Origin of the sequence: Bacteroides sp. AM10-21B (genome assembly GCF_003472565.1) — a bacterium.
In the GTDB taxonomy this organism is placed as follows: domain Bacteria; phylum Bacteroidota; class Bacteroidia; order Bacteroidales; family Bacteroidaceae; genus Bacteroides; species Bacteroides propionicigenes.
The window spans coordinates 89058-112829 of record NZ_QRME01000011.1 but is presented as its reverse complement, the minus strand read 5'-3'; the positions used below and the strand labels follow the sequence as shown (position 1 = coordinate 112829).

Here is a 23772-nt window from a genome sequence, read left to right as displayed (position 1 = left end):
TATTTGTAATTAATGATTGGTTTCACTTCTGAGTTCAAGCAGTACTACGTTCTCCACATGATGGGTATGCGGGAACATATCTACCGGCTGTACGGCTTTTACTTTGTATTTCACATCAAGCAACTGCAAGTCCCTTGCCTGAGTGGCCGGGTTGCAGCTGACGTACACAATGCGTTTCGGCTCTGCAAACAAGATAACATCCACCACATCCTGATGCATACCTGCACGGGGAGGGTCGGTGATGATTACATCCGGACGCCCGTATTCATTAATGAAATCCTGCGTTAGCATATCCTTCATATCACCGGCAAAGAATAATGTGTTCTTGATGCCGTTGATTTCCGCATTGACCTTGGCATCTTCAATGGCTTCGGGCACGTATTCAATTCCGATAACCTGACGCGCCTGTTTGGATACGAAATTGGCGATGGTTCCCGTACCGGTATAAAGGTCGTATACCAGTTCGTTACCGGTGAGCCCTGCAAAATTGCGGGCTACTTTGTACAGATTGTATGCCTGTTCGGAATTGGTCTGATAGAAAGACTTCGGACCTACTTTGAAACGCAGACCTTCCATTTCCTCAAAAATGTGGTCTTTGCCTTTGAACGTATGTACGTCAAGGTCGGTAATGGTGTCGTTGCATTTATTATTAATAATATATAGTAAAGACGTAATTTCGGGGAAAGTATCCGCTACGTACTGCAACAACTGTTTGAACAACGCCATTTCCTCGTCTTTCTCAATCTTGCAGATGAGGATAACCATTAGTTCACCGGTGCTGGAGGTACGCACAATCATATTGCGCAGCATTCCTTCCTGTGTGCGCAGGTTGATGAACGAATAGTTGTGTTCGTAGGCATAGTCGCGTACCGCATTACGGATGCGGTTGGATATATCATCCTGCAACCAGCATTTCTCTATGGCCAAAACCTTATCGAACGCATTGGGAATATGGAAACCCACTGCATTCATTTGTTCGTACACCACATTTTGCCGTACTTCTTCTGTTGTCAGCCAGCGTTTGTTGGAAAAAGTGAATTCAAGTTTATTCCGATAGAACTCGGTTTTCTCGGAGCCGAGTATCGGTGATATTTCCGGAAGTTCTATTTTCCCGATGCGGGTAAGGTTGTCCGTTACTTGTTTTTGCTTGTATTTTATTTGTTCTGAATAGGGGAGCACTTGCCATTTGCAACCGCCGCATACACCGTAATGTTGGCAAAATGGGACAGCTCTTACCGGCGAGTATTGGTGGAACTTCACCGCTTCCGCTTCAGCATAATGATGCTTTTTTCTCTTAATTTGCAGGTCTACTATGTCACCCGGAACGACATATGGTACGAAAATTACCAAATCATTGACTTTTGCGATGGCTTTTCCTTCGGCAGCCACATCCGTAATTTCCACCTTCTCTAAGAGGGGGAGTTCTTTTCTCTTTCTTGCCACTTTTACACCAGTATAATAAATTCTGTGGCAAAAATAGGTATTTTTTCGGGATTTCTCTCTATGAATTGAAATATTAAATATTGCAATGTCGAAATTGCATTTTGCATTAAAGTTTTTTCTCAAAAAGTTTTCTAGTCTGTGAAATATACTTAGATTTGCGAACAGAAAAATGAAAAATCACAATCAAAAACTTTAAATTTATATTATGGACAAAAAAAGAGTTTATACCTTTGGTAACGGCCGGGCAGAAGGAAAAGCCGGCATGAGAAACCTTTTGGGGGGTAAGGGCGCTAACTTGGCAGAGATGAACCTTATCGGAGTTCCGGTTCCTCCGGGCTTTACAATTACGACTGAAGTTTGTACAGAATATTATGAAATGGGGCAGGACAAGGTCGTTGCCTTGTTGAAGCAGGAAGTGGAAAATGCCATTGCACACGTAGAAACGCTGATGCGTTCCAAATTTGGTGACGTGGAAAACCCGTTGTTGGTTTCCGTACGTTCGGGTGCGCGTGCTTCCATGCCGGGTATGATGGATACTATTCTTAACCTCGGTTTGAACGACGAAGTGGTAGAAGGTCTGATTCGCAAGACAGGCAATGCCCGCTTTGCATGGGACTCATACCGTCGTTTTGTACAGATGTACGGTGATGTGGTGCTGGGCATGAAACCGGTGAACAAAGAAGATGTTGACCCCTTCGAAGCCATTATAGAAGATGTGAAACATGCGAAAGGCGTGAAACTGGATAACGAACTGGAAGTGGAAGACCTCAAGGAACTTGTCAAGAGATTCAAGGCTGCCGTTAAGGAACAGACAGGAAAAGACTTCCCGACTTGTGCTTACGAACAGCTGTGGGGAGCTATCTGCGCCGTATTCAATTCATGGATGAACGAACGTGCCATTCTTTATCGTAAGATGGAAGGAATTCCTGATGAGTGGGGTACAGCCGTTAGCGTTCAGGCAATGGTGTTCGGTAATATGGGCGACACTTCGGCTACGGGAGTTTGCTTTAGCCGTGACGCCGCTACGGGCGAAGACCTTTTCAATGGAGAATACTTGATTAATGCACAAGGTGAAGATGTTGTAGCTGGTATCCGCACTCCGCAGCAGATTACCATTATCGGTTCCAAACGTTGGGCTGAACTTGCCGGCGTAAGCGAAGAAGAGCGTGCAGCCAAATATCCTTCCATGGAAGAAGCCATGCCCGAAATTTATAAGGAACTGGATGCTTTGCAGACTAAACTGGAAAACCATTATAAAGATATGCAGGATATGGAGTTCACTGTGCAAGAAGGTAAACTCTGGTTCCTCCAGACACGTAACGGTAAACGTACCGGCGCGGCTATGGTGAAGATTGCCACAGATCTGTTGCATCAAGGCATGATTGATGAAAAGACAGCCTTGTTGCGTTGCGAACCTAACAAACTGGACGAATTGCTCCATCCCGTATTCGATAAAGCCGCTTTGAAGCAGGCTAAAGTTCTCACTCGCGGTCTTCCGGCTTCTCCGGGTGCGGCTTGCGGTCAGATTGTATTCTTTGCGGACGATGCTGCCGAATGGCATGCTGCGGGTAAACGTGTGGTAATGGTACGTATCGAAACTTCTCCGGAAGACTTGGCGGGTATGGCCGTTGCCGAAGGTATTCTGACTGCACGTGGCGGTATGACTTCGCACGCGGCTGTTGTGGCACGCGGCATGGGTAAGTGCTGCGTATCCGGAGCCGGAGCGTTGAACATCGATTATAAAACCCGTACAATAGAAGTGGACGGCATTACTTTGAAAGAAGGCGACTTCATTTCCTTGAACGGCAGTACAGGTGAGGTTTACAAAGGAAAAGTAGAAACGAAGGCAGCCGAGCTTTCCGGTGATTTTGCCGAATTGATGCAGTTGGCTGACAAATATACGAAGCTTCAGGTACGTACCAATGCGGATACTCCGCACGACGCGCAGGTGGCACGTAATTTCGGAGCGGTTGGTATAGGTCTTTGCCGTACGGAACATATGTTCTTCGAGGGTGAAAAAATCAAAGCCATGCGCGAGATGATTCTGGCAGAAAATGCAGAAGGACGCCGCAAGGCATTGGCTAAGATTTTGCCGTACCAGCAGGCAGACTTCAAGGGTATCTTCAAAGCTATGGCAGGTTGTCCGGTGACTGTTCGTTTGCTCGATCCGCCTTTGCACGAATTCGTTCCCCACGATTTGAAGGGACAACAGGAAATGGCAGATACTATGGGCGTAAGCTTGCAGTACATCCAGCAGCGTGTAGAAGCTCTTTGCGAACATAATCCGATGTTGGGCCACCGTGGTTGCCGTTTGGGTAATACTTATCCGGAAATCACTCAGATGCAGACCCGTGCCATCCTCGGTGCGGCTTTGGAACTGAAGAAAGAAGGCGTTGAGACACATCCTGAAATCATGGTTCCGCTGACGGGTATCCTGTACGAGTTCAAGCAGCAAGAAGAAGTTATCCGTGCCGAAGCAGCCAAACTGTTTGCCGAAGTAGGTGACAGCATCGAGTTCAAAGTAGGTACAATGATTGAAATTCCGCGTGCAGCTCTTACAGCCGACCGCATCGCCTCTTCTGCAGAGTTCTTCTCATTCGGTACGAATGACTTGACGCAGATGACTTTCGGTTACTCACGCGACGATATTGCTTCTTTCCTGCCGATTTATCTGGAAAAGAAGATTCTGAAAGTAGACCCGTTCCAAGTGCTCGACCAGAATGGAGTAGGACAGTTGGTACGTATGGCTACCGAAAAGGGCCGAGCTATCCGTCCGGACTTGAAGTGCGGTATTTGCGGTGAACATGGCGGTGAGCCTTCATCTGTCAAATTCTGCCACAAGGTAGGTTTGAATTACGTCAGTTGTTCTCCATTCCGCGTGCCCATAGCAAGGCTTGCGGCGGCACAGGCGGCAATAGAAGACTAAGCAATGAAGCAGACGCCGTAAGGCGGACTGAATAAGATAGTTAGGGGTCGTAGTCTCATTTTTATGGGATTACGACCTCTTTCGTTTGCAAAAATATGCGTTGTGCGGTCTGATAATTGTATTTTCTTTTCTATATTTGTATGCGCATACATTTGCATTCTTATATACAAACAAAATATACAAACGAATTTGCTATGAAACCGATATTTGCTGCAATTCTTGCAGATTTAGGGAGTGACTTCTATCAGAAAAATGAAATATTGGTAATCTGCCTTGCAGTGATAGTTCTTTTACTCTTGCTTATCATGATTATTGTCTCTATCAGTAAATCAAAAAGTGTGAAGACTTTAAGGCGCATGAATGAAGTTGCGGAAGAGAGCCGTCAGTTGCAAAATGCGTTTATAGCCAATATGACCCATGAGATACGTACTCCTCTGAATGCGATTGTCGGTTTTACCACTGTTCTTGCCGAAACCGATAATTTGGGCAAAGAAGAGCGTATGGAGTTTCTGAAAGAGATTAATGAGAACAAAGACGTCTTGCTGCAACTGGTGAATGATTTGCTGGACTATTCTAAGATTGAAGCCAACACAATGGAATATAATGATGGTGAGGTGGATGTGAACGCATTGATTCAGGAGACTTGTATTGTGGAAAATACGCATACCCGTTCTTCCTGTATTCAGGCGGAGTTTGTGGAAAAGCTACCCCAATGCCGTTTGATGATTGACCGGGTACGCTTCAGGCAGGTAATCGGTAACTTGATACGGAATGCACTGAAGTTTACCGAGCAAGGTAGTGTAAAAGTAGGTTGCAGAAGACTGAGCAACCGGAACTTCTACTTCTATGTGGCCGATACGGGATGCGGCATTGACGAGGAAGGCCGTCGTGCCATCTTTGAGCGTTTTGTAAAGATGAACTACAATATTCGCGGAACGGGGTTGGGACTCTCCATCAGCAAGTCCATAGTGGAACATTATGGGGGCGGCATCGGCGTGGAGTCCAAGAAAGGCGAAGGTTCCACTTTCTATTTCACCTTGCCTGCCACACTTGAGTATAGGGAATACGGCAAGTTTTGACCGGCTCTATTCCTGTCCGGCATATAGATATATTAAGAAAAGGGGGATGTGTCATTACGAATTTAAGCTATCACCCTGTCATTCAGAACGAAGTGAAGAATCTCTTCTCCTTACATATGAGAGAAGAGATTCTTCGTCGCAAGCTCCTCTGAATGACAGAGTGATAGCTTAAATTCGTTTTAACATATCCCCTTCAACAGGGTTTTATAAGGGGTTGCTTATTTCATTCGCTTTCCTACCGCATCCCAGTCCACTATACTCCAGAGGGCGTTGACGTGGTCGGCGCGTTTGTTTTGATAATCAAGGTAGTAAGCGTGTTCCCAAACGTCGAAGCCCAGTAGCGGGGTCAGCCCCGAACGTACGGGATTACTTCCGTTCGCTTCTTTGGTGATATGCAGCTTCCCGTTCTTATCTACCGACAACCATGCCCAGCCCGAGCCGAATAACCCGACTGATGCTGCATTAAATTCTTTCTTGAAGTTTTCGAAGCTGCCGAAATCACGTTTGATAGCTTCCGCCAGTTTACCGGCGGGTTCGCTTTGAGACGGCTTCGGAGAGAATTGCAGGAAGTATAATGTATGGTTCAGCACTTGTCCGGCATTATTGAATATGGCACCGTCGGGTGCGGTAGCTACGATAGTGACCAAATCTTTGTTTTCATACTCCGTACCCGGAACAAGGTTGTTCAGATTGTTCACGTACGTTTGTAGATGTTTACCATAATGGTAATCTATTGTTTGCTGACTGATTACAGGTTCCAGCGCATTGTTTGCGTAAGGAAGTTTTGGCATTTCATGTGTCATAATCATTATCATTAAAGACATTAATAACGTATTCATAAGTTCAATTATTTAGTTTTGAAACTTTACTATACTAACGTGATAACCCATGGAATTGTTCGCTGGTGTCCGAACCTTTTTTTATCTTTGTACCCAAACTTTACCCGTTAGATGATTAGGAATATGTCCGATTACATACAAGAACTGAATGAGGGACAGCGTGCTGCGGTGCTCTATAACGAAGGCCCGTCACTGGTGATAGCCGGTGCAGGTTCGGGAAAAACCCGTGTGCTGACCTACAAGATAGCCTATCTGCTGGAGAACGATTACCAGCCGTGGAACATTCTTGCACTTACCTTTACCAATAAGGCGGCACGTGAAATGAAAGAGCGCATCGCCCGGCAAGTAGGCATAGAGCGTGCCCGTCATCTTTGGATGGGAACGTTCCACTCCATATTCTTGCGCATCCTGCATGCGGAAGCCGCGCAGATAGGATTTACCCCGAAATTCACCATTTACGATACGGCGGACAGCAAAAGCCTGCTGCGCTCTATCATCAAGGAAATGGGGCTGGATGAAAAGGTGTACAAGCCGGGCATGGTGCAATCCCGTATCTCCAATGCCAAGAACCACTTGGTGTCTCCTGCGGGCTATGCCAACAACAAGGAAGCCTACGAAGGCGACTGCGCCGCCAAAGTGCCCGCCCTGCGCGATATTTACCGCCGCTATTGGGAACGTTGCCGACAGGCGGATGCTATGGACTTCGATGATTTGCTGTTCTATACTTTCCTGCTTTTCCGCGACCATCCGGAGGTGCTTGCCCGCTATCAGTCGCAGTTTCGCTATATCTTGGTGGATGAGTATCAAGACACCAACTTTGCCCAGCACAGCATTGTGCTCCAGTTGGCGAAAGAACACCAGCACGTCTGTGTGGTGGGCGATGATGCGCAAAGCATCTATTCCTTCCGGGGGGCGGACATTGACAACATCCTGTATTTTACAAAAATATACCCGGGCACGAAGGTCTTTAAACTGGAGCAAAACTACCGTTCCACGCAAACGATTGTATCTGCCGCCAACAGCCTGATAGAGAAGAACCAGCGGCAGATTCGCAAGGAAGTCTTTTCGGAAAAGGAGAGGGGAGAGGCTATCGGGGTGTATCAGGCATACAGTGATGTGGAAGAGGGCGATATTGTAATCAACAAGATAGCCGAATTGCGCCGGCAGGAGAATTATGCTTATTCCGACTTTGCCATACTCTATCGCACCAACGCGCAAAGCCGTGTCTTCGAGGAAGCCATGCGCAAGCGCAGTATGCCGTATCGCATTTACGGCGGACTGTCTTTCTATCAGCGCAAGGAAATAAAAGACGTAATCGCCTATTTCCGCCTGACGGTCAATCCGAATGATGAAGAGGCTTTCAAGCGTATCATCAACTATCCGGCACGCGGGATAGGCGACACTACCGTAGGAAAAATCACCGCTGCCGCTACTGACAACAACGTAAGCCTGTGGACCGTACTCTGCGAACCGCTGACTTACGGAGTGAACATAAATAAAGGTACAGCGGGCAAGCTGCAAGGCTTTCGCAACTTGATGGCGGGCTTTATAGAGAGCGTTGCCGAGAAAAACGCCTACGAACTCGGTGCGGAGATAATCCGTCAGTCAGGCATCATCAATGATGTTTGCCAAGACAATTCTCCCGAAAATCTCAGCCGCAAGGAGAATATCGAAGAGCTTGCAAACGGTATGGGCGACTTCTGCGCCCAACGGCAGGAAGAGGGCAATACAAACATTACGCTGAGCGACTTCCTTTCGGAAGTCTCCTTGCTGACCGACCAAGACTCGGACAAGGACGGAGACGACGAAAAGATAACCCTGATGACCGTGCATTCCGCCAAAGGACTGGAATTTAAGAATGTCTTTGTGGTAGGCATGGAAGAAGAACTGTTTCCCAGCGGTATGGCGGGAGACTCTCCGAGGGCGCTGGAAGAAGAACGCCGCCTGTTCTACGTAGCCATAACCCGTGCGGAAGACCATTGTTTCCTTACTTATGCCAAGAGCCGCTATCGTTATGGAAAGATGGAGTTTGGAAATCCCAGCCGCTTTCTGAAAGATATAGATGTGCGTTTCCTCAAATTGCCGCAGGATGCGGGATTGAGCCGTAGAATAGACGAGACTGCCACGTCTTTCCGCCGGGAGAACAGAGAGGATTTCTCTTCCGGCATGATGTACGGAAAACGTGAGGAAAAAGCTCGTCCCCGGCAGGAAATCATTGCCCCCACCGTTCCCCGCAACTTAAAACGGGTGACGCCTTCTATGGGAACAGCTTCCGCCGCATCCCATTCATCGGCCGCCGCAGGAGGAAGTGCGGTGCAACCGGGGCAACTTATCGAGCATGAACGTTTCGGCTTGGGTGAAGTGATGAAAGTGGAAGGCGAGGGTGATAATGCCAAAGCCACCATTCGCTTTAAAAATGCGGGCGACAAGCAACTTCTTTTGCGTTTCGCACGTTTCAAGATTATAGGATAATAAATATGCTTTACAGTTTGAGGAACTGTCCCGAATCGCGGAATTCGTTCTACTAAATTGTTTTCGGCGATTTACTAAAAGAGGGAGGACGATTTAGTAAATCTTGCCCGAAGTTTTAGTAAATCGTCGGAGACTTTTGGGAAAGGCGCTGATTAGGGTTTCCTCAAATTATTTATGAGTGATAAAAAAGATATACAATAATGATGACAGACAAAGATTTCGGCCTTTTCCCTTCTCCTTGCTATATCATGGAAGAAGAACTGTTGAGGAAGAACCTCACACTGATAAAGAGCGTTGCCGACCGGGCGGGAGTAGAGATTATTCTTGCTTTCAAGTCCTTTGCCATGTGGCGCTCGTTTCCCATATTCCGTGAGTATGTAGAGCATTCTACGGCGAGTTCCGTTTACGAGGCGCGCTTGGCGTTGGAAGAATTCGGCAGCAAGGCGCATACGTATTCTCCGGCATATACGGAAGCCGACTTCCCGGAAATCATGCGGTGCAGTAGCCATATTACATTCAATTCGTCGGCTCAGTTCCAACGTTTCTATCCCATGGTTCAGGCAGACGGACAGGGCATATCCTGCGGCATACGCATCAATCCTGAGTATTCCGAAGTAGAGACGGAACTGTATAATCCTTGTGCTCCCGGCACTCGTTTCGGCGTAATGGCCGAACAACTTCCCGATGCGCTGCCGCAAGGTATCGACGGATTTCACTGCCACTGCCATTGCGAATCGTCCTCGTACGAACTGGAACGCACGTTGGAGCATCTGGAAGCGAAGTTTTCCCGCTGGTTTCCGCAAATAAAGTGGTTGAATCTGGGCGGCGGGCATCTGATGACGCGCAAGGATTACGATGTAGAACATCTGGTTAGTCTGCTACGCGGACTGAAAGAGCGTTATCCCCATTTGCGTATTATCTTGGAGCCCGGCTCTGCGTTTACTTGGCAGACGGGAGTGCTGACTTCCGAAGTAGTGGATATTGTAGAGAATCGCGGCATCCGTACCGCCATCCTGAATGTCAGCTTCACCTGCCATATGCCCGACTGCCTGGAGATGCCTTACCAGCCTGCCGTCCGGGGTGCTGAAATGGGGGATGGCGGCCCGTACGTCTACCGTTTGGGCGGCAATTCTTGCTTGAGCGGCGACTACATGGGCTTGTGGAGCTTCGACCATGAACTGCAAATCGGCGAAAGAATCATTTTTGAAGATATGATACATTATACGATGGTGAAGACAAATATGTTCAACGGAATTCATCATCCCGCCATCGCCATGTGGACAAAAGAGGGGAAAGCTGATGTGTTCAAGCAATTTTCTTACGAAGATTATCGTGACCGAATGAGTTGATAATCAAAAGTCTGCTTTCACATTGGACGGAATGTTCAATTTTAAGTGTGAAAAAAGTGCGTAGAATGTTTGCAGGTTTAAGGAAAATATCTACCTTTGCAACCGCAAACGCGGAAATAGCTCAGTTGGTAGAGCATAACCTTGCCAAGGTTAGGGTCGCGAGTTCGAGTCTCGTTTTCCGCTCTTGTCTATGATTTAATGATTGCAATTACCTAATGCCCAGGTGGCGGAATTGGTAGACGCGCACGTTTCAGGTGCGTGTGTCGAGAGGCATGCAGGTTCGAGTCCTGTTCTGGGCACAAGGGTAGAGGCAATGGTCTGTGAAATGTTTGGAATATGTTGGAGAGGTGGCGGAATTGGTAGACGCGCTACTTTGAGGGGGTAGTGACAATTATGTCGTGGGAGTTCGAGTCTCCTTCTCTTCACATAGCATATTGCGGAAATAGCTCAGTTGGTAGAGCATAACCTTGCCAAGGTTAGGGTCGCGAGTTCGAGTCTCGTTTTCCGCTCTTTCTTTGATTTAATGATTGCCCAGGTGGCGGAATTGGTAGACGCGCACGTTTCAGGTGCGTGTGTCGAGAGGCATGCAGGTTCGAGTCCTGTTCTGGGCACGCTCTTTGTAAGAAGGGCATCATTTGCGGAAATAGCTCAGTTGGTAGAGCATAACCTTGCCAAGGTTAGGGTCGCGAGTTCGAGTCTCGTTTTCCGCTCTTTTCCTATTTAAGTTTATTTTAAAAAAAAAAGCAAAAATCCCCGTAAGTAATGATACTTACGGGGATTTTTGTTTTTCCGTTATAGGGGTTATTCGGGTCAATCCGAAAACCCTATTGGTGTGTTTATTCCTTTTTCAAGGCAAAGCCCAGCATCATGCCGTCATAGCTGTTTGCCAGTGAGCCTATTGTCTTAAGCGTGGCATTGCTGCTCTTGCTGGAAATCAGGGTAATCAGCTTTAATAGTTTGTCCGAATTGAACAGCAAATCCATACTGGTGGATGTACAGTTTACTTTGGCGCTGAGCGGAATCAGCTTCATGAATTTCAGGTTCGCATGCTGTGTGGAAGCGTCATAGGAGTAAGTCCCTTTTATGCTTTTCGCACCCACTTTGGCTGTGAAAGTGCTGTCTGCATTGAAGGTGAAAGACATTTGTCCTTCTTTGATGCCCACCTTTGCCAATTGCTCGTTCAGCTTGCTTTCGGCAGCGCCGGCAGCTACCGAACCGCCTGCTTTTTGCAGTAGGTTGTCCGATTCGAATTCAATGGCCGAACCGGTATATGCCCATGTTCCTTCCATGCCGGCGGTGCTTTTTCCGGTTACGGTGCTTACTACTTTCTCGATGTTCTCCTTGTTTAATAAATCTTTCAGAGATTGTGCTTGGCTATTGGAAGCCATTAGCAATGCGGCAACGAATATGTGCCAAAAAACAAATCTTTTCATTTCGGTTATAATAATTATAGTTTGGAGTTAATGTCCTTGTTGATTTGTTCGATGTAGCCCAACAGTTCTTCGCGTCCCATACGGTTTTCGGAAGACGTGACGAAGTAGGGGGGGAGCTCTTCCCATTGTTCGTGCAGTTTCTCCAAATAATGGCGGATGTTGCTGTTTATCCTGCCGCCTTTCAGCTTGTCGGCTTTGGTGAAAACGATGGCAAAAGGCACTCCGTTTTCACCCAGCCATTCTATGAAGGCAAGGTCGATGGCTTGCGGCTCGTGGCGGCTGTCTACGAGAACAAAGAGGTTGGTCATTTGCTCGCGTTGCAGGATGTAGGTTTCTATGATGCGCTGAATCTGCTCCTGTCCTTTCTGTCCGCGCTTGGCGTAGCCGTAGCCCGGAAGGTCTACGATATACCAGCTCTTGTTAATCAGGAAATGGTTGATGAGCATGGTTTTTCCCGGAGTTGCGGACGTCATGGCAAGCCCCTTGCGTCCTGTCAGCATATTGATGAGGCTGGATTTTCCAACGTTGGAACGTCCGATGAAGGCGTATTCGGGGAATGTCCCGCCGGGGCACTTGGTTACGTCTGTATTGCTGATGACGAATTCAGCGTTTGTTATCTCCATTTTGTTATCTGTTTTTTAATTTGTTTCTTCCTGCAAAGGTAGCACTTATTTCAAAAATCTTTGTTCATAATGCGGATTTCTCTCTATCTTTGCCCGCCAATAGGAGAACTTTAAGTATGAACGGACAATTTCCCTCGATATTACTGGAGAAAGCGGTGAATGAGTTTGCCAAACTGCCGGGTGTGGGCCGGAAGACTGCCATGAGGCTGGTGCTTCATCTGCTGCGGCAGGATACGGCGGTGGTGGAGGCTTTCGGCAATGCCATCGTTACGCTGAAGCATGAAGTGAAGTACTGCAAGGTGTGCCATAATATTTCTGATACGGAGACTTGCCGTATCTGCTCCAATCCTCAGCGTGATTCTTCCGTTATTTGCGTGGTGGAGAACATACGTGATGTGATGGCGGTGGAAGCGACGCAACAATTCCGCGGACTGTATCATGTGCTGGGCGGGGTGATTTCGCCGATGGACGGAATAGGCCCCGGTGACTTGGAAATAGAGAGTCTGGTGCAGCGGGTGGCAGCGGGTGGCATTAAGGAAGTGGTGTTTGCCCTCAGTACTACTATGGAAGGCGATACGACCAACTTTTATATTTATCGCAAACTGGAAAAGTTGGGAGTGAAGCTGTCTGTGATAGCGCGCGGTATCTCTGTGGGAGACGAACTGGAATATGCGGACGAGGTAACGCTCGGACGCAGCATTGTGAACCGTACTCCGTTTACGGGCGCGGTATGACACATAACTTAAAAAAATGATTGTATGGAAGAAAAGATAAAGCGGGTTGCTTCCCGCACGAAGATGGTGTTTGTATATTTCTGGATGTTGCCCGTATTCCTCGTGGCTTTTGGAGAGACGGGCGGAGAATGGGTTGGCGCCTATGCGGGAGATGTGCGCGCTACGTATTTTGCGGAGACTGTTACGATTCTGCTTACGGCTGCGTTAGTGCCCGTTTCCCTGAAACTTTTTTCGTGGGTGCTGGCTAAGAAAATAGATGTTGTTGCCATTACGGATGCACTGCGCTTGTACGCGCTGTGGAGCGGAGTGCGTCTGGCTCTGCTTGCCGTGCCGGTATTGGCGGGATTTCTCACTTATTATATGATGCTGAGCAATAAGGGAGTGCTTTGCGCTTTGATTGCTCTGACCGCGTCGCTGTTCTGCCTGCCGGGTGAAAATCGTTTGCGTAAGGAACTGCATATAGATAAAGAATAATGAAACCTTCTTATTTTGTAAGTGAACGTGTACGTCTCCGGGCCATGGAACCGGAAGATTTGGAGATAATGTATGCCATGGAGAATGACCCGCAGACGTGGGATGTCACGAACTTCTCTGTGCCATATTCCAAGTATGTGCTGAAGCAATACATGGAAAACTCGCAATGCGATATGTTTGCCGACCGTCAGCTTCGCATGATGATAGTGCGTCTCGAGGATGATGCCGTGGTGGGTACTATTGATGTTACGGACTTTGCCCCGATGCACTCCCGCGGTGAGGTGGGGATTGCGGTGCGAAAGGAGTATCAAGGGAATGGATATGCTTCCGATGCCTTGAAACTTTTATGTGATTATGCCTTTGGCTTTTTGTTTCTGAAGCAACTGATTGTTCATGTGGCTGCCGATAATGACGTGAGCCTGCGTCTGTTCGGCTCTTGTGGGTTTGTGCAGTGCGGACTGTTGAAAGAGTGGTGGTTTACAGGCGGCGAATTTAAGGATGTTGTTTTGATGCAGCGTATTCGTCCTGAGAGTGCGGAACCGGATAAAAGGTAATCGGCAATCGGGTTTGTCGGTTGCTGTCAGTTCAGGGTGGGGATTTGCGGAAAGCGTGACCACATTTCATATTTCCCGCCGAGTTTGCCAAGCGCGTCTTTCCATAGGCTTCTGCTGGCTTTTTCATCCATGAGTGAGGGAATATCCGCTTTGTCCACCAGCCAGGTATTTTCTTCTATCTCCTGCTTCAATTGTCCGGGCTCCCAGCCGGAGTAACCGAGGAAGAAGCGTATTTTTCCTTTTATAGAATTTCCTTCCGCCATAAATCGCTTGATGGCGGTGAAATCGCCGTTCAGATAGAATCCGTTGGCTATCGGGAGTGAGTCTGCTACGTTATCCAGCGTGTGCAGATAGAAAAGGGTGTCGGTGCTGATGGGACCGCCTTTATAGATAGGAATATCTTCCCGGCAGTCGATTTCGCTTAATAAATCATTCAAAAATAGAGGCAACGGTTTGTTCATGACCAATCCCATTGTTCCGTCTTGTGTATGGTCTACTAATAAAATAACCGCTCGCCCGAACATATGGTCACACAAAAAAGGTTCGGATATAAGAACTTTTCCTCGTGTAGGAACTATATGGTTAGTTTCTATTTTGAATATGTCCGTATTGATATACATGCCCCCAAATTAAGTATTTTTCTATAAAGGAGCAAATTATATTTCTCTTTTTTGCGAGAAAAGTGTCTTTCTTGGGGTTTTTAAGGTTTTACAGAGAATGAAGTGTCTTCATGGTTTTGAACGTTCATTCTCTGTAAAAGGCATATACGGTCTATTTTATAGGATGGTTTTCTGCAAAAATAGCCATACGTTCATCCAACTGGGCATATTGATGGTCTTGGATGAATGAGGTGCAGGCGCGTAATCCTTCTTGGTGGCTTCCGGTGGTTACCAGTGAAATGGCGCTTACGCCGTAGTACATCAGCTCTTTGGCAAGCTCGCCGCTGCTCATGCCCGGATAGCCGATAGTGAAGTAGAATCCGTCTGCTACGGGGTCTCCGAGGTCGTTGTCGTATACCAGATGGAAACCGTGACGCAGGAAAATCTCTTTCAATCGCCGTGCGCGTTCTCCATATATCTTTACTTCGTCCAAGAAGTTGTATTCGCCTTCATTGGCAGCTTTCAGCATGGCGGCAAGCGCATATTGCGCCGAGTGGCTGGTTCCGGAAGAAAGGGCGTACAGGACGCGGTGAATGAACACTGTGCCGAACGTACCGCCACCATAGCGTTGTGTCAGTCCCGGATATGCCCGGTGATAAAGTTTGTCCGAGATGCAACTTACTCCGATGCGTTGTCCTGCATAGCTGAATGCTTTGGAACCGGATATGAGCAAGACATAATGGTCGGTGTAATGGGCTACTGAAGGCTGGTATGGCGCTTGGAACGGTTTGCTTAGGTCCTGACGGAAATCCATGGCGAAATAGGCAAGGTCTTCCAAGACAATTACGTCATATTGAGTGGCAAGCTCACCGATAATGCGGAGTTCCTCTTCTTTCAGACATATCCAGCTGGGATTATTCGGGTTGGAGTAAACAATGGCGGAGATATTGCCTTTTTTGAGATAGCTTTCCAACTTTTCTTTCAGTTTGTCACCACGGTAATCGTACACATCAAAGGTTTCATATTTCTGTCCCATTACAACTAATTGTTGCTTTTGCACGGGGAAACCGGGGTCGATGAACAGGATGGTATCTTTCTTCCCGTCGCATTGGCTGCATGTGAGGAATGAGGCAAAAGTTCCCTGCATGGAGCCTGTTACCGGTACGCATCCTTCCGGCGCTACATCTACGTTGATGAATGCTTTGATAAAGCGGGATGCTTCCTCTTTCAATGCCGGCAAACCGTTGATGTCCGGATATAGGCTTGCTATCCCTTTTTGCAGAGATTCAATTTCCGCCTTTACTCCTACGGCCGAAGGTGGCAGTCCGGGAACTCCCATTTCCATTTTTATAAATTCCACACCGGAATCAGCTTCTGCCTTAGCTGCGATAGCTTTTACTTCGCGAATAGTAGCTTTTGCAAAGTCTGCAATATGAAAATCTTCGATAGTTTCATCTATTAATTTACGTTCAATAGGGGTATTTTTCATGATTTCTATTTTTTTTGTCTATGCAAAGGTAACATAAATCTCTTATAATCAACCAATGTTAAAAAAAAGATGATTTTTTTTCTTTCAAGCTATTGCAGGTTAAAAAAAAACGCCTACCTTTGCAACCGCAATCGAGAGAGATAGCGATGAAAGAATGAAATTCTGGTGCGTTAGTTCAGTTGGTTAGAATACATGCCTGTCACGCATGGGGTCACGGGTTCGAGTCCCGTACGCACCGCGAAAGCAAATAGCAAATTAAAGCAAAGCTCTGAAATTCAAGGATTTCAGAGCTTTGCTTTTTTGTTGTTTCTGCAAAAAAAAAGGCTTTAGATAGCCTCTATATGGCTTATTCGTGATGCTTTTGTGATAACTGTATCCGGGGGCGGTAATTATTTAAATTGGATAGGTTATGGACAAGTTTTTATTGTTTATCTTTGCAGCCGCATTTATTGGCAGATAAAAGATATTATGAAACAGAAACGAATACCGTTGGTGGGGGAACAATATCTTGTTCCTTTTATATTGATTACTTCTCTCTTCTTTTTATGGGGATTTGCGCATGCCATTTTGGATGTGCTGAACAAACATTTCCAAGAATTACTGGATATTACGAAAGCGCATTCGGCTTTTATCCAAGCAATGATGTATATGGGATATTTTGTTATGGCTATTCCTGCAGGCTTATTCATAAGCCGTTTCGGGTATCGCAGAGGGGTGGTTTTCGGATTACTGCTGTATGGTATCGGGTCGTTATTGTTTATTCCCGGACAGTACTATCTGTCGTTCAATATGTTTTTGTTTGCTCTTTTTGTCATTGGTTGCGGACTGACTTTTTTGGAAACTGCAGCCAATCCTTATGCTACGGAATTGGGAGCAAAAGAGACAGCTGCCAGCCGCTTGAATTTTGCACAATCGTTCAACGGATTGGGATGTATTTGCGCTCCTGTATTGGCAGGGTTGCTTTTGTTTTCGGAAGACGGGAATGGCAGTGGGGGTAATGTGGCTCTGCCTTATGTCGGTATGGGGATAGTTGTATTGTTAGTAGCACTGGTTTTTTCAAGGATAAAGCTACCCGAAATAGAGCATGGGATAGAGGTGGATGAAGAAGGGCATCAGATAGGGCTGTGGTCACACAAACTTTTTATCTTTGGTCTGCTCGCTTTGTTTGCCTACGAAATAGGAGAAATTTCCATTAATAGCTTTTTTATCAATTATGTAGTAGAGCAGGGCTGGATGAATGCTCGTGATGCTTCACTGGTACTCTCGTTTGGCGGATTGGGCTTGTTTATGCTGGGACGTTTTGCGGGTAGCTGGATTATGGGACGTGTACGTGCAGAGAAAATGTTGTTGGTTTGCGCTACAGGAACGGTAGTGACTACTTTGGCGGTATTGCTTGATGTCGGTATGGTGTCACTGATAGCGTTGCTCTGCGGATATGCTTTCGAGGCTATAATGTTTCCTACTATTTTTGCTCTTTCTCTAAGAGGGTTGGGCAACCATACCAAGCGTGCTTCTTCTTTCTTGATGATGTCTCCCGTAGGCGGGGTAGTAGGTCCTCTGTTGATGGGGCTTGTAGCCGATTATACAACAATGGTGATAGCGTTTATCGTACCGTTGGCTGCTTATTGCGTGGTTTGGTGCTATGCACGCAAAATGCTGTCTGTCGCAGGAAAAGTGCGGTAAAAGACCTGTCAATATAGAATATATCCGGCCATTCCCGCAAGTATTATCAGCAGGATAGGATGTATCTTCCACTTCCAAGTCACTCCGAAAGCAGCCGCAAAGATGAGAATGCTTTTGTAGTCAATGAAGTTTTCTTTATTCATCAGTAACAAGGCGGCTGCGGCAATCAGTGAAACAGACATTGGCAATAGTCCCGACATGGCAGCCTTGATGTATTTGTTGTCTCTGCATTTCACGAAGAAATAGGATATGAGCAGTACTAATATGAATGAAGGCAGGCAGACAGCCACGGTGGCGGCAACAGCTCCCCATGCGCTTTGAGTAACGGTATAGCCTACATATGTGGCGCTGTTGATACCAATCGGTCCCGGTGTCATCTGTGAAATAGCTACGACGTCGGTAAATTGCTGGAGTGTGAGCCAGTGATAGCGGTCTACTACTTCGTGTTGGATTAATGAGAGCATGGCATAGCCACCTCCGAATCCGAACATTCCAATTTTTAGATATACTAAAATTAGCTGCCAATAAATCATGCTTGTAGTTTTGTAAGTTTATCTTTTAACCATAGTGTGTAAATGAGCCCGCCGGCAATTCCTGCCAAAACAATGTAGACAGGCGACAGTCCGCATTGCCAGATGAGCAATGTTGCGATAGCGGGAAGCACCAGTTGCCAGTATTTCAGTTTCAAGGCACGCACTGCGGAAATGCAAGGAAATACGATTAAGGCTACCACCGCCGGGCGAATGCCATTGAAGATGCGTATCATAATTTGATTGTCTTGAAAACGGGCAAAGAACATTGCTATCAGCATCATAATGACGAAAGACGGTAGTATGGTAGCCAAAGCGCATACCAAACTGCCTTTTACTTTGTGCAGTTTGTAACCGACAAATATGGATATATTGACCGCAAACACTCCCGGTAGCGACTGGGTTAATGCGAACATCTCCATAAAGTCGTTTTTAGTCATCCATTTTTTGTTTACAATCTCTCGCTCAATAAGTGGTATCATGGCGTATCCTCCACCAATGGTAAACATTCCTATTTTGGCAAATGTAAGGAATAGAATCAGGTATTTCATGTCTTATTATATCTATACTAAAAGAGTTGCAATATAGGGGAAAAATCCCACTATTGCAACTCTCTTATGAGTTATATCAAGATGTACGTTACTTCATCTTATTCAGGTTTTCCTGTGCTTTTTCAGGCTCTACGGTCAAGGCTTTGGTAAACCATTCCTTTGCGATTTCCGTATCGCCGGACAGCCATGCCAATACTCCCAGGTTGTTCCATGCACGAGGGTCATCTTTTACTCTTTCCAAGTATTGTCCGGCACGGTCAAAGTCACCGTAAACGATATTGGCGGAGGCGGCATTGATATTCGCCACAATGTCTGCAGGGTAATTAGTGGCGGCTATTTCATAAACTTCCTTATATTCCTTTGTGCCCGGTTGGAAGTTCTTGGCCACGCCATACATTTCCTGCAGGTTCAGCATCTTGGGATTGGTATAAATCAACGTTGCCGCTTCGGAGTTGCGGACTTCACGTATTTCGTAATCCACGGAGATAGACAGACGGCGCAAACGGGAATAATATTCGTTTATCATGGTGCGATAAGTCGTGGCTCCCAATCCGGTCTTCAGTCTGGCTTCACGTACATCAAGGTTGGTGTATTTGTTGATGATTTCCAATGCTTTGTCTGCATATGCAGGTTTGTCTTCTTCGAGCATCTTAATAAGGCTGTCCCAATCTTCACCGGCTGAAGTTACGTTCAATATGCTGTCAGGGAAGTGATAGCTTCCTCTCAGATAAAGAGCGAAGGAGTCGGCACGTTTTGTAGCCACGCGGTCGTTGGTCTTGGCTGAGCCGTCGGGTGAAGCGTATCCGCATACGTTGATAGCTTTGAAAGTAACCAAATCGCCTTCGGTCAGCGGGTTCAGAGTTTCTTTCAGCTTTTGCAACTCTGTGGAGTTGTTCTTGAAATCAGCTTTGAATTCTGTGCCGCCTACTGCATATTCTATGTACAGGGTGTTTTGTTCGGAACGGACTTTCAAAGGCTCTTCCGTTGGAGTAAGGTAAGACACCATGCTCATACAAGGTTCGCAAATAGCCCCTTTCTGTGGCAATGGCTCTTCTTCTACGATAACTACCGGTTCTATTACCTTTATTTCGGGTAAATCCAGCAGACAGTCTTTTCTGCCTTCCTGCAATATCCACATATCCGCCTCGTTCATCCATTCTTCATAAGGAAGACATACGGTGTAGTTAACCAAATTTTGGCGGTCGGCAGACTTTCCTTTAATTATGGTATAAGGTGCATCATAATAGCCTTTCTTGGCAAGTTTGCGGTCTTTATGGCGCATCTTGAATTTCTTCTTACCGGTTACAACAACGGGCGGCAGGGTTTTGTACTTCTTTCCGGCGAACAGTACCGGAGTAAATGCATAGGATTGAGTACTGTTGACTTTCACGGCTTCCATATTGAACTTGAAATCCAGTGTCAGCGTATCGTTCTCCAAAGTCAATGCCGGTTTGGTGACTTTTACTTCACCTGCAAATGCAGCCAGTGGCAACATGGCAAACAGCAGACAATATATTTTTTTCATATTCTTCTTGTTTTAGTTGATGAATTTAGAGTGATTGAGTTTCTACCGTTTTGTATTTACGCTTGTGCTTGGGGCCGAAAGTGAAGTTGATACCCATGTTTACGTTGACTTGCGCACGGCTGATAGGAGCGAAGTAAGCCGGTTCGTATTTGCACATGGGGACGTCTGCACCGATGAAGAAGTTGAAGCCGCGCGGGTGGAAGTTCAACATGATACCGGCATCGGAACCGAAGTTGGACAAGGCATAGTTTACAGATGCTTCAAACCAAGAGAGAGGAGCTACATTGGCAGAAACGCGGGCTTCTGTCCATGAGTGCTTACCTTGCATACGGGTAGTGGAGAGGAAGCCGAAGCTCAGACGGTCGTAAGCGGGCAATGTGTATTGTGCACCCAAGTGCAGGGTGGCTGCGAGGGCGGTGGTACGTTTCATGCCTTCACCTGCCTTGTCAAATTTGGCAAGGTCGGCAAGGTCGTCTACCAATTCGTCTACTTGGGTATCCAGCTTTTGATTACTATCAGTTCCGTCGTCTTTTACGGAGATATCACTGAAACCGTCGAAAGTGAAGTCCTTGCACATTGTTCCTTTAGTTGTATTCTTCCAAGATATGAAACCGAGGTCGAGCAGAGAGGCGGAGAATGTCCATTCATCGTTCAGCTTGTACGTTGCTCCCAAATCAATAGCCATACCGAAGCCTGTGGGACCGAGGTTGTCTGTATCAAAATCCATATCATCATACGAAATCTGTCCGTCAGTGCCTTCTTTCAATGTTTGGGTTCTGTTTCCGTCGGCATCCAGCGTATAGTCGTCTTCCTGATAGTTGCCGGTTTCACCTTTGGTAGGTATTATAAGACCCTTGGCGGACATATAGAGTTCGGCATTCTTAGGAGTGATAGTCCATTTGTCCTGAGAGGCGAGGATGTTCAACTCATCAATATGCATGGTTGCTTTTGCCAATCCCACGAGAGCCTTGACTTTGGCGCCTACTGTCAGGCGTTCATTGATTTCGCGTGCATGGCCGAAAGCGATTTCCGCATAGTTGGTAGATACGATATTCAGGTTTTTCACATTGTAATTGCTTCCTGTTTCGCTGGCTACTCCGTTCTTCATGAACTTAAAGAGCTCATCGGGCATGAAGAAGTTGGTGTTTGACTTTACGGAGATACCTAATGTGTTGAAACCGCCCCAAGCGTGAAAGCCTAAGGAGAGTATCGACTCGTCTATGTTGACGCCTACTTTCAGTCTTTTAGGCAGTCCTTTCATGAATTCGGCGCTGCTGACTTCTTCATTCATGAAGGTGGTGAGGTCTCCATTGGCTTTCTTGAAGATAAAGTCGCCTACACCACCTGTGGACTGTGCACCGATTGTAAGATTTCCCAAACCGGGGAAGCTGACATAACCGCGTTCGCCCATAAAGGCAGGATTGAGTTCATGACGGTAAGTGCTTCCTTCCAAAAAATAGGTTGAACGGCTGTTCTGTGTCTGTGCCATTGCGTCACTGATTGCAAGTGTCGCTACTGCTCCGGACAGTATAATTGCTAAAACATTTGTTCTCATTCGTTTCATTATATATGATTGTTGAATCTTTAGTTTGTATCGCATGAAATATATTTTTCTTAATTCAAATCTACTTTGATGCCATTAGGTATTTTCAGCTTCATATCTTTCAGTTGCATCCACTGTGAACTTAATAACTGAACATCAGTGGCTTGTCCCGGTACAGCAGTTACTTTCAGCTTCAAACCGTCCAGTTTGTTGATGGCACCTTCTGCCGTTGCGTTGAGATTGATGGATAACGTGCTTGAAACTTCAGTTTTGCCATCTTTGCTTTCCGTGATTGTTCCTTCTACGGTTACATCAATATCTTCTATCACGTTGCCATTCGCATCAAGTGCGCTGACGTTCTCGTTCTTGATTTCCATTGCTAAAGGAATGGTATTGACTGCGTTTATTGAAAGAATCGCTTTTTTGATGTCTACATCTTCAAGGTCGAGATCGAAGTCGTCAATGGTCTCTTCGTATACAATTCTCAGATTGCTGCCGAAACTCAGAGGAACATCAATGTCGTAACTACTGTTTAATATGTAGTCTTGCCCTAAGCCAACATTATAATAGTCATTGGATTTTACAGCCGGTTCCAATTCGACGGTAATTTTGTCGGGGATAGTTTCGATTATGTCATTTAAATTGGGTACAACAACATTAGTCACCCCTTCTATTGTGGTTGCAATACGTGTTAAAGAAATGGTTTGTTCGTTTTGTCCACTTGGTTTTAGTATAATTGACTCTCCACCGTTACCGCTTCCTATTTTTACGCTTTTAGTAACTGTCCCATTCTTATAGCCAGTCATAACTCCATCCAGTTCTATATTTGTATTTAAGGGGTTGTTGGCTTTAAATGAGAAAATCGGATTGATAATATCCAGTTGAACATCGTCATCTTGTAAAAAATCCGGTAAATTACTTAATTCCACTTCTGTGGGTTTTACATTCATATCGGGTTTTACAGTACCTTGCATACTGTTTACGGTCATTTTGTCCAGAGTGATTTGCGGCTTGATACTTAAAGAGGCTTTCTTTGAAAGATCGATTTCGGTAACGTTAACAGTAGCTTCTACATTTACAGCTTCATGAAGCGAGAGTGTACCGGCATCAACTTTTTTCCCGTCACCGTATTTTTCACTAAATGTAAATCCGGTTACATGCAATACAACCTCTAAACCGTTATTCTTATCAATTTCCTTATTGGTTATAGTATATTTATTGTCGGTAAGTTGCTCTTTGAATTGTAAAAAATCAGGGAACGCAATTTCCATAGTCTTAATTGTAGCTTTATTATAGCTTAGTGCACCGTCGAGCTTGAATTTCAAGGTTAGGTTTACATCATCCATGGCTGTCAAAGAACCGATTTCTATTACAGCCGGATCTATTTCTGTGGCTGTTGCATCAATGAAGCCGTTACTTTTTACATTTTCTGCTGTATAGTCGGCATCTGTAGGGAATTCATTTTCATTAATAATGCTAATTGGACTAATATTATTCTCTGATTTATTTATGTCCACTAACTTTACCGATGTATTTGTCTCATCAATATTGTCCGATTTCAGCAAATGGTATTCTCCATTCTCCAATACCTGCAAATCATCTCCTTCGTCAATTTCAATGATTTTATCCAGCGTTATTTTCTCCGTATATCCTACGGGAATTGCCAAATGTTCGCCACCTATATTGACTGTCATGTCAATATCTTTGTTTAAGTCATAACTATTATCGATGCACGATGTGGTTATTCCTAACGATGTTAATAGTAGAGCCGCAGCTATGAGCGGTCTTTTTTTTGTGTTTAGCATCATAATTTTTACTGTTTATAATCGATATTATTGTTTTGTTTATGCGGTTTATTCTTTTTAAAGAATCTGGAAAAATAGGATAAATTTAAAGACCTTTGGAATACTCTTTAAAAACTGCGCA

General features: G+C 45.8%; 19 protein-coding genes and 7 tRNA genes. 15 read left to right on the top strand and 11 right to left on the bottom strand.

Annotation, left to right across the window (positions count from 1 at the left end):
- Positions 1-9: 9 nt before the first annotated feature.
- Positions 10-1443 carry a 23S rRNA (uracil(1939)-C(5))-methyltransferase RlmD gene (rlmD, locus tag DW121_RS14255; protein WP_118324183.1) on the bottom strand — a complete coding sequence of 478 codons (1434 nt, stop codon included), beginning with the start codon at positions 1441-1443 and terminating at the stop codon, positions 10-12.
- Between the two features lie 205 nt (positions 1444-1648).
- Between rlmD and ppdK the strand changes: the two genes are divergently transcribed.
- Together ppdK and DW121_RS14245 are read left to right on the top strand one after the other, a co-directional pair.
- Complete coding sequence (gene ppdK, locus DW121_RS14250) at positions 1649-4369, top strand: pyruvate, phosphate dikinase (protein WP_117711848.1); 2721 nt, start codon at positions 1649-1651, stop codon at positions 4367-4369.
- A 194-nt stretch (positions 4370-4563) separates the two neighbouring features.
- Positions 4564-5448, top strand: a complete 885-nt coding sequence (locus DW121_RS14245) for a sensor histidine kinase (RefSeq protein ID WP_117712012.1) — start codon at positions 4564-4566, stop codon at positions 5446-5448.
- A 218-nt stretch (positions 5449-5666) separates the two neighbouring features.
- Here the strand turns inward: DW121_RS14245 and DW121_RS14240 are convergent, their stop codons facing one another.
- Positions 5667-6287, bottom strand: a complete 621-nt coding sequence (locus DW121_RS14240) for a superoxide dismutase (protein WP_287052674.1) — start codon at positions 6285-6287, stop codon at positions 5667-5669.
- A gap of 123 nt (positions 6288-6410) precedes the next feature.
- On the opposite strand from DW121_RS14240, the gene DW121_RS14235 reads away from it, so the two are divergent.
- The 8 genes from DW121_RS14235 (at position 6411) to DW121_RS14195 (ending at position 10818) form a co-directional block, all read left to right on the top strand.
- Complete coding sequence (locus tag DW121_RS14235; RefSeq protein ID WP_118324181.1) at positions 6411-8759, top strand: ATP-dependent helicase; 2349 nt, start codon at positions 6411-6413, stop codon at positions 8757-8759.
- 203 nt (positions 8760-8962) lie between these two features.
- Entirely contained in the window at positions 8963-10108 is a 1146-nt protein-coding gene (nspC, locus tag DW121_RS14230) for a carboxynorspermidine decarboxylase (RefSeq protein ID WP_117712010.1), read from the top strand.
- A 110-nt stretch (positions 10109-10218) separates the two neighbouring features.
- Positions 10219-10291: transfer RNA gene (locus DW121_RS14220), tRNA-Gly, on the top strand.
- A 34-nt stretch (positions 10292-10325) separates the two neighbouring features.
- A tRNA-Leu gene (locus DW121_RS14215) sits at positions 10326-10407 on the top strand.
- 42 nt (positions 10408-10449) lie between these two features.
- Positions 10450-10533 (top strand) — tRNA-Leu (locus DW121_RS14210).
- Positions 10534-10544: 11 nt separating this feature from the next.
- Positions 10545-10617, top strand: a tRNA-Gly gene (locus tag DW121_RS14205).
- A 20-nt stretch (positions 10618-10637) separates the two neighbouring features.
- Positions 10638-10719 (top strand) — tRNA-Leu (locus DW121_RS14200).
- A 26-nt stretch (positions 10720-10745) separates the two neighbouring features.
- Positions 10746-10818 (top strand) — tRNA-Gly (locus DW121_RS14195).
- 126 nt (positions 10819-10944) lie between these two features.
- Here DW121_RS14195 and DW121_RS14190 read toward each other — a convergent pair.
- Both DW121_RS14190 and yihA read right to left on the bottom strand, forming a co-directional pair.
- On the bottom strand, positions 10945-11541 hold the full coding sequence (locus tag DW121_RS14190; protein WP_117711842.1) for a DUF4923 family protein: 597 nt from the start codon (positions 11539-11541) through the stop codon (positions 10945-10947).
- A gap of 14 nt (positions 11542-11555) precedes the next feature.
- A complete protein-coding gene (yihA, locus tag DW121_RS14185; protein ID WP_117711840.1) occupies positions 11556-12164 on the bottom strand; it encodes a ribosome biogenesis GTP-binding protein YihA/YsxC in 609 nt (202 codons plus the stop codon).
- A gap of 116 nt (positions 12165-12280) precedes the next feature.
- Between yihA and recR the strand changes: the two genes are divergently transcribed.
- Genes recR through DW121_RS14170 form a run of 3 tightly spaced genes read left to right on the top strand, consistent with a single transcriptional unit; the run spans position 12281 to position 13926 of the window.
- A complete protein-coding gene (gene recR / locus DW121_RS14180; protein ID WP_117711838.1) occupies positions 12281-12898 on the top strand; it encodes a recombination mediator RecR in 618 nt (205 codons plus the stop codon).
- A 24-nt stretch (positions 12899-12922) separates the two neighbouring features.
- Positions 12923-13372, top strand: coding sequence for a hypothetical protein (locus DW121_RS14175; RefSeq protein ID WP_117711836.1), 450 nt, complete (start codon positions 12923-12925; stop codon positions 13370-13372).
- Positions 13372-13926: a GNAT family N-acetyltransferase gene (locus DW121_RS14170; protein ID WP_117711834.1), complete on the top strand. Its 555-nt coding sequence runs from the start codon at positions 13372-13374 to the stop codon at positions 13924-13926. Before DW121_RS14175 ends, DW121_RS14170 begins: the two co-directional genes overlap by 1 nt.
- A 26-nt stretch (positions 13927-13952) precedes the next feature.
- Here DW121_RS14170 and DW121_RS14165 read toward each other — a convergent pair whose 3' ends face one another.
- Complete coding sequence (locus DW121_RS14165; RefSeq protein WP_117711831.1) at positions 13953-14546, bottom strand: YqgE/AlgH family protein; 594 nt, start codon at positions 14544-14546, stop codon at positions 13953-13955.
- A gap of 151 nt (positions 14547-14697) precedes the next feature.
- Positions 14698-16014: a pyridoxal phosphate-dependent aminotransferase gene (locus DW121_RS14160; protein WP_117711830.1), complete on the bottom strand. Its 1317-nt coding sequence runs from the start codon at positions 16012-16014 to the stop codon at positions 14698-14700.
- Between the two features lie 164 nt (positions 16015-16178).
- Here DW121_RS14160 and DW121_RS14155 point away from each other — a divergent pair.
- Both DW121_RS14155 and DW121_RS14150 read left to right on the top strand, forming a co-directional pair.
- A tRNA-Asp gene (locus DW121_RS14155) sits at positions 16179-16252 on the top strand.
- 230 nt (positions 16253-16482) lie between these two features.
- Positions 16483-17697 carry a sugar MFS transporter gene (locus DW121_RS14150; protein WP_117711805.1) on the top strand — a complete coding sequence of 405 codons (1215 nt, stop codon included), beginning with the start codon at positions 16483-16485 and terminating at the stop codon, positions 17695-17697.
- A gap of 8 nt (positions 17698-17705) precedes the next feature.
- On the opposite strand, the gene DW121_RS14145 is transcribed toward DW121_RS14150, so the two are convergent.
- From DW121_RS14145 to DW121_RS14125, 5 genes are all read right to left on the bottom strand, one after another.
- Entirely contained in the window at positions 17706-18230 is a 525-nt protein-coding gene (locus DW121_RS14145; RefSeq protein WP_118324179.1) for a chromate transporter, read from the bottom strand.
- Positions 18227-18778, bottom strand: coding sequence for a chromate transporter (locus tag DW121_RS14140; RefSeq protein WP_117711800.1), 552 nt, complete (start codon positions 18776-18778; stop codon positions 18227-18229). Before DW121_RS14140 ends, DW121_RS14145 begins: the two co-directional genes overlap by 4 nt.
- Positions 18779-18866: 88 nt before the next feature.
- Complete coding sequence (locus DW121_RS14135; protein WP_117711798.1) at positions 18867-20303, bottom strand: DUF3868 domain-containing protein; 1437 nt, start codon at positions 20301-20303, stop codon at positions 18867-18869.
- A 25-nt stretch (positions 20304-20328) separates the two neighbouring features.
- Positions 20329-21903: a DUF5723 family protein gene (locus tag DW121_RS14130; RefSeq protein ID WP_118324177.1), complete on the bottom strand. Its 1575-nt coding sequence runs from the start codon at positions 21901-21903 to the stop codon at positions 20329-20331.
- A 14-nt stretch (positions 21904-21917) separates the two neighbouring features.
- Positions 21918-23654 (bottom strand): hypothetical protein, encoded by a 1737-nt coding sequence (locus tag DW121_RS14125; protein WP_187120044.1) that lies wholly within the window; start codon positions 23652-23654, stop codon positions 21918-21920.
- Positions 23655-23772 lie beyond the last annotated feature (118 nt).

Bases quoted from the DNA above. Each gene is read 5' to 3' on its own strand.
- DW121_RS14125 (WP_187120044.1), bottom strand. From the start codon at position 23,654: ATGATGCTAAACACAAAAAAAAGACCGCTCATAGCTGCGGCTCTACTA.
- DW121_RS14150 (WP_117711805.1), top strand. From the start codon at position 16,483: ATGAAACAGAAACGAATACCGTTGGTGGGGGAACAATATCTTGTTCCT.
- DW121_RS14165 (WP_117711831.1), bottom strand. From the start codon at position 14,546: ATGTATATCAATACGGACATATTCAAAATAGAAACTAACCATATAGTT.
- DW121_RS14145 (WP_118324179.1), bottom strand. From the start codon at position 18,230: ATGATTTATTGGCAGCTAATTTTAGTATATCTAAAAATTGGAATGTTC.
- ppdK (WP_117711848.1), top strand. From the start codon at position 1,649: ATGGACAAAAAAAGAGTTTATACCTTTGGTAACGGCCGGGCAGAAGGA.
- DW121_RS14245 (WP_117712012.1), top strand. From the start codon at position 4,564: ATGAAACCGATATTTGCTGCAATTCTTGCAGATTTAGGGAGTGACTTC.
- DW121_RS14240 (WP_287052674.1), bottom strand. From the start codon at position 6,287: ATGAATACGTTATTAATGTCTTTAATGATAATGATTATGACACATGAA.
- nspC (WP_117712010.1), top strand. From the start codon at position 8,963: ATGACAGACAAAGATTTCGGCCTTTTCCCTTCTCCTTGCTATATCATG.
- yihA (WP_117711840.1), bottom strand. From the start codon at position 12,164: ATGGAGATAACAAACGCTGAATTCGTCATCAGCAATACAGACGTAACC.
- DW121_RS14170 (WP_117711834.1), top strand. From the start codon at position 13,372: ATGAAACCTTCTTATTTTGTAAGTGAACGTGTACGTCTCCGGGCCATG.
- DW121_RS14130 (WP_118324177.1), bottom strand. From the start codon at position 21,903: ATGCGATACAAACTAAAGATTCAACAATCATATATAATGAAACGAATG.
- DW121_RS14175 (WP_117711836.1), top strand. From the start codon at position 12,923: ATGGAAGAAAAGATAAAGCGGGTTGCTTCCCGCACGAAGATGGTGTTT.
- DW121_RS14135 (WP_117711798.1), bottom strand. From the start codon at position 20,303: ATGAAAAAAATATATTGTCTGCTGTTTGCCATGTTGCCACTGGCTGCA.
- DW121_RS14235 (WP_118324181.1), top strand. From the start codon at position 6,411: ATGTCCGATTACATACAAGAACTGAATGAGGGACAGCGTGCTGCGGTG.
- DW121_RS14190 (WP_117711842.1), bottom strand. From the start codon at position 11,541: ATGAAAAGATTTGTTTTTTGGCACATATTCGTTGCCGCATTGCTAATG.
- DW121_RS14160 (WP_117711830.1), bottom strand. From the start codon at position 16,014: ATGAAAAATACCCCTATTGAACGTAAATTAATAGATGAAACTATCGAA.
- recR (WP_117711838.1), top strand. From the start codon at position 12,281: ATGAACGGACAATTTCCCTCGATATTACTGGAGAAAGCGGTGAATGAG.
- DW121_RS14140 (WP_117711800.1), bottom strand. From the start codon at position 18,778: ATGAAATACCTGATTCTATTCCTTACATTTGCCAAAATAGGAATGTTT.